The sequence below is a fragment of the Azospirillum formosense genome, assembly GCF_013340925.1.
GTDB lineage: Bacteria > Pseudomonadota > Alphaproteobacteria > Azospirillales > Azospirillaceae > Azospirillum > Azospirillum formosense.
In genome coordinates this window covers 1-6,523 of the sequence record NZ_WHOR01000297.1, presented here as the reverse complement: position 1 = coordinate 6,523, position 6,523 = coordinate 1, and the positions used below count along the sequence as shown (strand labels likewise).

The 6,523-nt window shown below is 70.2% G+C and carries 8 protein-coding genes; 5 read left to right on the top strand and 3 right to left on the bottom strand.

Features of this window, described 5'->3' with window-relative positions:
* Positions 1-12 precede the first annotated feature (12 nt).
* Together GBZ26_RS25425 and GBZ26_RS25420 are read right to left on the bottom strand one after the other, a co-directional pair.
* Positions 13-729: a metallophosphoesterase family protein gene (locus GBZ26_RS25425; protein WP_174441227.1), complete on the bottom strand. Its 717-nt coding sequence runs from the start codon at positions 727-729 to the stop codon at positions 13-15.
* Entirely contained in the window at positions 722-1,513 is a 792-nt protein-coding gene (locus GBZ26_RS25420) for a nucleotidyltransferase family protein (protein ID WP_174441226.1), read from the bottom strand. The genes GBZ26_RS25425 and GBZ26_RS25420 overlap by 8 nt, the downstream gene beginning before the upstream one ends.
* A 157-nt stretch (positions 1,514-1,670) precedes the next feature.
* Between GBZ26_RS25420 and GBZ26_RS25415 the strand changes: the two genes are divergently transcribed.
* The 4 genes from GBZ26_RS25415 to GBZ26_RS25400 all read left to right on the top strand — a co-directional run bounded on the left by GBZ26_RS25415 (position 1,671) and on the right by GBZ26_RS25400 (position 5,117).
* Entirely contained in the window at positions 1,671-2,219 is a 549-nt protein-coding gene (locus tag GBZ26_RS25415; RefSeq protein WP_174441225.1) for a RodZ family helix-turn-helix domain-containing protein, read from the top strand.
* Complete coding sequence (locus GBZ26_RS25410; RefSeq protein ID WP_114861414.1) at positions 2,219-2,434, top strand: hypothetical protein; 216 nt, start codon at positions 2,219-2,221, stop codon at positions 2,432-2,434. Before GBZ26_RS25415 ends, GBZ26_RS25410 begins: the two co-directional genes overlap by 1 nt.
* Positions 2,435-2,583: 149 nt before the next feature.
* Positions 2,584-3,336 (top strand): cold-shock protein, encoded by a 753-nt coding sequence (locus GBZ26_RS25405; protein ID WP_174441224.1) that lies wholly within the window; start codon positions 2,584-2,586, stop codon positions 3,334-3,336.
* A 149-nt stretch (positions 3,337-3,485) separates the two neighbouring features.
* Positions 3,486-5,117 (top strand): alpha-D-glucose phosphate-specific phosphoglucomutase, encoded by a 1,632-nt coding sequence (locus GBZ26_RS25400; RefSeq protein ID WP_174441223.1) that lies wholly within the window; start codon positions 3,486-3,488, stop codon positions 5,115-5,117.
* A gap of 58 nt (positions 5,118-5,175) precedes the next feature.
* On the opposite strand, the gene GBZ26_RS25395 is transcribed toward GBZ26_RS25400, so the two are convergent.
* Complete coding sequence (locus GBZ26_RS25395) at positions 5,176-5,874, bottom strand: dienelactone hydrolase family protein (protein WP_174441222.1); 699 nt, start codon at positions 5,872-5,874, stop codon at positions 5,176-5,178.
* 119 nt (positions 5,875-5,993) lie between these two features.
* On the opposite strand from GBZ26_RS25395, the gene msrB reads away from it, so the two are divergent.
* Positions 5,994-6,488, top strand: coding sequence for a peptide-methionine (R)-S-oxide reductase MsrB (msrB, locus tag GBZ26_RS25390; protein ID WP_174441221.1), 495 nt, complete (start codon positions 5,994-5,996; stop codon positions 6,486-6,488).
* Positions 6,489-6,523 lie beyond the last annotated feature (35 nt).

Here is a 6,523-nt window from a genome sequence, read left to right as displayed (position 1 = left end):
TATTCGGCGTGTTCAGTTGTTTACAATGGTGAGGGTCTGCCCCGCCTCTCTCTCGATGGTCTGGGCGACGTTGTAGACCGGCGTGCCGCGCAGGGTCTTGCCAGCGTAGCTGCCGTGGTGGGCGTGGCCGTGGACGACCGCCTGGACGTGGAAGCGGTCGATGGTCTCCGCCAGACGGGAGGAGCCGAGGAAGGGATAGATCTCGGTCGGCTCGCCGCGCACCGTCTCGGCGATGGGGGCGTAGTGCAGGACGACCATCGTCCGTTCCGTTTCCAGCTGGCGCAGGGCGCTTTCCAGCCGCATCGCCTCGTTCACCGCCTCGTGCACGAACTGCTTGATCGCCGGTTCGCCGAAGGCGTCGAGCATGCGGTTCTCGAACCCGCCGCCGAAGCCCTTCACCCCGGCGAAGCCGACGCCGCGGATCTCCACCGGGTTGCCGTCGAGGAAGCGGACGCCGGCTTGCTCCAGAATGCGCTGAAGCTCCTCGACATGGCCGCATTCATGGTCGTGGTTGCCCAGCACGGCGACCACCGGTATGCCGATAGCGCGCAGGTCCTCGGCCAGCACCTCGGCCTCGCGCGGCTTGCCGTGGTTGGTCAGGTCGCCGGCCAGCGCCAGGACGTCCGCCCGGTCGGCGATTTCCTGGAACAGTTCGCGGTAGGGATGGGTGGAGGTTTCCCCCACATGGATGTCGCCGATGGCGGCGACCTTCAATCTTGCTTCAGCCATGCTTGGTTTCCTCGCCGACGACGTCGGCGAACCCCCAGTCCGTGACGTCGATCCGATAATCCTCGCGCGAGAACAGCCGCCCCCGGCAAATGCGGGTCTGCGGCACCGGCAGCTTCGCGCGCTCGTTCAGCCGGTCCAGAAGCTCCTGCAACAGCCAGCCGGGGATGTGGTCGCGCTCCGTCGGGTAGATGAAGCGGAAGTTCAGGACGTGCATCAGCAGCACCTCCCAATACTGCTCCATGTGGCCGAGCAGCCGTTTCCAGTCGATGTGGGCGTGCTGCTTCAGGATCATGTGGGCGACGTCGGGGCCGTCATACTTGTGCCGCATCTGCACGAAGGATTTGGAGAAGACCATTTCCGTCGGCGGGATGAGCTGCACGTCGGCGCCGCACACCAGGGCGCGGTGATCCTCCTCGAACCAGCGGTCGTTGACCGGGTTGATGGCGGCGGCGGAGTTGAAGATCACGTCGAAGAACAGGTCGCCGTGCAGGACCTTGCCGATCCAGCGCTCGTCCTCGATCTCCGTGTCGAAGCCGCGTTCCTGGAAATGCGCGAGGATGCGCGGAAAGTCGCCGCCCCGGCAGAAGATGTCGATGTCCTTGGTCGGCCGGGTGATGCCGGTGTAGGCGCTGAGCGCGTAGGTGCCGCCCAGCAGGAAGGGAATGCCGGACTCCTTCAGGACCTTCAGGCTTTCCGTGTAGAAGGCCTCGGCCTCGGCCGAGACATCCGCACGGCCTTCGCGCCCGAGGCTTTCGCGCCCGAGGCTTTCGCGGTCGCCGTCCATCGCATCCCCTCTCCCCCGCCGTTGTCCGTCGCGCCTTCAACAGGAGAAGTGGGCGAAACGGCACCACCCCATGGAGCCCCTGGCGGGAAAAAGGCTGGGCGGAACCGGAGCGCCGCTACACCGGTTGAGGGTGGTATTGCTGATGGGGAGGCAACCGATGGCACGAAATCCGATCCCACAGGGCCTATTGCTCGCCGCCGGCCTCGTGCTGTGCGGCGCCGGTCCCGCCCTGGCGCAGGGAAGCTGCGCCGCGCTGGTCGACCGCTTCGCCGCCGAGAACAACCTGTCGGCCAGCCCGCCGCCGGTCGCGACGCCGCCGGGCAGTTCCGGCTCCACCGCGGGGGACGGGGCGTCGCCGAGTGGCAGTTCCGGCACGACGCCGGACCAGCTCGCCCGCTCGGGCGGGGTGGTGGCTCCTCCGGCCTCGGGCGATCAGGCGGTGATCGAGCCGCCGCGCACCGGAGCTCCCATGCCGACCGCCCCGGCGGTGCGGCCCGACGCCGCGCCGAACAGCGGCTCTTCCATGGAGAGCGGGTCGATGGGGCAGGCGGCGCGCAACGCCCAGGTCGAATCGCTGGTGACCGCCGCGCGTTCCGCCGCGAAGGACGGCAACGAGCAGCTTTGCATGGAATCGCTGGACAAGGCGCGCGGCCTGACCCGCGCCGCGCCGGGCGCTGCGGGTGGCACGATGGGCGGGGGCGGCTGATGGCGACAACGCGGATGATGGCCGAACTGATGGCCGCCGACCTGAGCGTTGCCGGTCCCCTTCCACCCTCCCCGCCGACCCCCGACATGCCGGTGCCGCCGCCCGGCATGCCGGACATGCCCGGCGACCCGTCGCGGCCGCCGATCAAGGAGCCGCCGGACGCCATTCCGGTCCCGCCGGAGGAACCGCCGCCGAACCCCGAACGGCTGGCCTGAAACCGCCCGCCGGGGAGAAAAATGGCACCAGGGCCGCAGGCGCGCGAAACGGCGCGCCTGCGGTCTTGTGATTCGCGTGGGGAAAGGCGATGTCTTCTCTCGGCACCGAAGGTCGGTGCCGAGTCGCCTTTTGGAGTTCAGTGGGTCTCATGCACCGTCAACCCCCGCGCCAGCACGTCTACCGCCAGCCCGTCGTCCTCGGCACCCAGGTTCAGGCCACCGTCAAGTGGTACGATCCCAACCGCGGCTTCGGCTTCGTCAAGTTCGAGGACGGGTCGCCCGACGCCCTGATCCCCGCCGCCATCGTCGCCACCGCCGGCCACGAGTCCCTGCCGGACGGCGCCACCGTCGTGGTGGACATCGTCGAGGGGCGCAAGGGCAACCAGGTCTCCGCCCTGCATTCGGTCGACACCTCCACCGCCGTCCCGGCGCGCCCGGCCCGTGCCCAGGGGCCGCGCCCGTCCTTCGGTGAGCGGGGTGGCTTCGGCGACCGCAACGACCGTGGGGGCGACCGCGGGTTCGGCAACCGCGGCTTCAACGACCGGGGCGGTGATCGCGGCGGTGATCGCGGGTTCGCTGGCCGGGGCGACAGCCGTGGCTTCAACGATCGGGGTGGTGATCGCGGCTTTAATGACCGTGGCGGTGACCGGGGCGGCTTCGGCGGCCCGCGCCGTGCGGCGGCGGGAGGCCCGGCCACCCAGACCGAAGGCACCGTGAAGTGGTTCAACGCCACCAAGGGCTTCGGCTTCATCGCCCAGGACGGCGGCGGCCAGGACGTTTTCGTCCACATCAAGGCGGTGGAGCGCTCCGGCCTGCAGGGTCTGAACGACGGCCAGCGCGTCCGCATCTCCGTCCGCCAGGGCGACAAGGGTCCGGAAGCCGTCTCGGTCGAAGAGGCGTAAGGCCTCGGTCCATTGACGATGATCCACCGAAGGTAAGGTGTCGTTCGGCCCGGTTGAACGGCGGCGCAAAGCCGCGCATCGTGGCTGGGCCGGGACGGCGGTGCGACGGCGCGCCGCCCCGGCCCGACACGACCAAGAGAGGACGTCCAGTGGTTCCCGTCACCTGTCCGACCACGCCCTTCGACGGCCAGAAGCCCGGCACCTCCGGGCTGCGCAAGGCCGTGAAGGTCTTTGAGCAGCCGCGCTATCTGGAAAACTTCGTCCAATCCATCTTCGACTGCGTGGACGGCCTGTCCGGCGCCACGCTGGTGATCGGCGGCGACGGGCGGTATCACAACCGCACTGCCGTGCAGACCATCCTGCGCATGGCCGCGGCCAACGGCGTCGCGCGCGCGGTGGTCGGGCGCGGCGGCATCCTGTCGACCCCGGCGGCCTCCTGCGTCATCCGCAAGCGCGGCGCCATCGGCGGCGTGATCCTGTCGGCCAGCCACAACCCCGGCGGCCCGGACGGCGATTTCGGCATCAAGTTCAACGCCGCCAACGGCGGCCCGGCGCCGGAGTCGATGACCGACGCCTTCTTCGCCCGCTCCAAGGGCATCGCCGAGTTCAAGACGCTGGAGTCGCCGGACCTCGATCTCGACCGGCTCGGCGAGACTTCGCTCGGCGGCATGGCGGTGGAGGTCATCGACCCGGTGGCCGACTACGCCGAGCTGATGGAATCGCTGTTCGACATGGCGGCGATCCGCAAGCTGTTCGCGTCGGGCTTCCGCATGGTGTTCGACGCCATGCACGCGGTCACCGGCCCCTACGCCACGGAGATCCTGGAGCGCCGGCTGGGCGCCCCCGCCGGCACCGTCATCAACGGCACGCCGCTGGAGGATTTCGGCGGGCACCATCCCGACCCGAACCTCGCCCACGCGGAGGAGCTGGTCGGGCGGCTGTTCGGGCCAGACGCGCCGGACTTCGGCGCCGCCTCGGACGGCGACGGCGACCGCAACATGATCCTCGGCCGCAACGTCTTCGTGTCGCCCAGCGACAGCCTCGCCGTGCTGGCGGCCAACGCCACCCACGTCCCGGCCTTCAAGGGCGGTCTGGCCGGCGTCGCCCGTTCCATGCCGACCAGCCGGGCGGTGGACCGCGTGGCGGCGAAGCTGGGGATTTCCTGCTACGAGACGCCGACGGGCTGGAAGTTCTTCGGCACGCTGCTCGACGCCGGGCGCATCAACCTGTGCGGCGAGGAGAGCTTCGGCACCGGCGCCGACCATGTACGCGAGAAGGACGGGCTGTGGGCCGTCCTGATGTGGCTCAACGTCCTGGCCGCCCGCGGCCTGTCGGTGGCCGAGCTGATGGCCGAGCATTGGGGCACCTACGGGCGCACCTATTACGGCCGCCACGATTACGAGGCCATCCCGCAGGAGGCCGCCGACGCCCTGATCGCCGAGCTGCGCGGGACACTGCCGGGGCTGGCCGGCACGGCCCTCGGCGGGCGCAAGGTCGCGGCGGCGGACGAGTTTGCCTACACCGACCCGGTGGACGGCAGCCGGTCCGAGCGGCAGGGCCTGCGCGTCGGCTTCGAGGACGGGTCGCGCATCGTCTACCGCCTGTCCGGCACCGGCACGTCGGGCGCGACGCTGCGCGTCTATTTCGAGCGGTACGAGCCGGTCGGCGGCGAGCATGGGCTGGACGCCCCGGTCGCGCTGAAGCCGCTGGCCGATCTGGCGGCGGAGCTGGCCGGCATCGAGCGCCACACCGGCCGCACCAAGCCGGACGTCGCCACGTAACGGCGTGATCGGAAGAAAGGCCCTTCCTCCGGAGCCGGTGGAAGGGCCTTTTTCTTTTTCAGAACACCGCCTGGAGCAGGCCCAGCGTGCGCCGCTTGGCCAGGGCGGCGCTGGCCGCGTCGTAGCTGGCCCGCTCGTCGCAGTTGAAGCCGTGGCCGGCGGGGTAGAGATGCGTGATGGCGCCGGGATGGCGCTGGCGCACCGCCTCGGCCACCGTCAGGGGAATGGCGTGGTCCGTCTCGCCGAAATGCAGCAGCACGGGCGTGCGCGGCACCTCGTCCAGCCGGTTGCCGATGCCGCCGCCGTAATAGGCGACGGCGGCGCGGACCGGCAGGCGCGACGCTGCGGCCCAGGCGATGGTGCCACCCCAGCAATAGCCGGCGATGGCCGCCCCTCCCGCCCCGCCGAGATGGGCGAGCCCCGCCGCCACATCGGTCAGCGCGTCGTCGATGCTGACCGCACCCATCAGGTCGCGGCCGCGCTGGACGCCGGCCTCGTCGTAGGGCAACTCCACACCGCGCTGCGCCCGGTCGAACAGGGCTGGGGCCAGCGTGTGGTAGCCGTCCTCGGCGTAGCCGTCGCAGACGCGGCGGATGTGGCTGTTGATCCCGAAAATCTCCTGAACGATCAGAAGCCGCCCCTTCTCCGGCCCGACGGGCCGGGCTTCGTAGGCGGTCAGCCGGTGCCCGTCGGACGCCGTCAGGTGCGTCCAGGCGCCGGTCGCGCCAATGGTCTTTCCGGTGGTCGTTCCGGTCATGGCTGGTCTCTCCCTCCATTCGTTCCGTGCAGGGAAGATAGCAGCCTGACGCCGGGTGTCATCCGCGACCGACTGGCCCATATCCCCTAGGACCGTCATCCCGTCACTGGAGCCGCCCGATGTCCGCCCCCGCCGACCGTTCCCCGACCGCCGGACCCTTCGACCTGACGCCGCCGACGCCGGAGCAGCGCGCGGCGCTGGTGGAGCGCCTGTCGGACGAGGAGCGGCACGTCCTGCTCAGCCACGGGACGGAGGCGCCCTTCTGCGGCGGCCTGCTCGACAACAAGAAGCCGGGCACCTACGCCTGCCGGCTGTGCGGACTGCCGCTGTTCCGCTCCGGGACGAAGTTCGAATCCGGCACCGGCTGGCCCAGCTTCACCGCGCCCTACGAGAACGCGCATCTGAAGCTGGTGCAGGACAACAGCTACGGCATGGTGCGGGTGGAGACGCTGTGCGCCCGCTGTGGCAGCCACCAGGGCCACGTCTTCCCCGACGGCCCGGCGCCGACCGGCATGCGCTTCTGCATCAACTCCGTCTCGCTGGCCTTCCTGCCCGACGGGCAGCCGCTGGCGACGAGCGTTCAGGATTGGGTGGAGGAGGGGGCGGCGTTCTAGCAGACGACTGAGCCCGCCCTCTGGCTCTTATACAA

Excerpts from the sequence above, each read along its gene's own strand:
- GBZ26_RS25420 (WP_174441226.1), bottom strand. The coding sequence starts at position 1,513 with ATGGACGGCGACCGCGAAAGCCTCGGGCGCGAAAGCCTCGGGCGCGAA.
- GBZ26_RS25405 (WP_174441224.1), top strand. The coding sequence starts at position 2,584 with ATGCACCGTCAACCCCCGCGCCAGCACGTCTACCGCCAGCCCGTCGTC.
- GBZ26_RS25395 (WP_174441222.1), bottom strand. The coding sequence starts at position 5,874 with ATGACCGGAACGACCACCGGAAAGACCATTGGCGCGACCGGCGCCTGG.
- GBZ26_RS25425 (WP_174441227.1), bottom strand. The coding sequence starts at position 729 with ATGGCTGAAGCAAGATTGAAGGTCGCCGCCATCGGCGACATCCATGTG.
- msrB (WP_174441221.1), top strand. The coding sequence starts at position 5,994 with ATGTCCGCCCCCGCCGACCGTTCCCCGACCGCCGGACCCTTCGACCTG.
- GBZ26_RS25410 (WP_114861414.1), top strand. The coding sequence starts at position 2,219 with ATGGCGACAACGCGGATGATGGCCGAACTGATGGCCGCCGACCTGAGC.
- GBZ26_RS25415 (WP_174441225.1), top strand. The coding sequence starts at position 1,671 with ATGGCACGAAATCCGATCCCACAGGGCCTATTGCTCGCCGCCGGCCTC.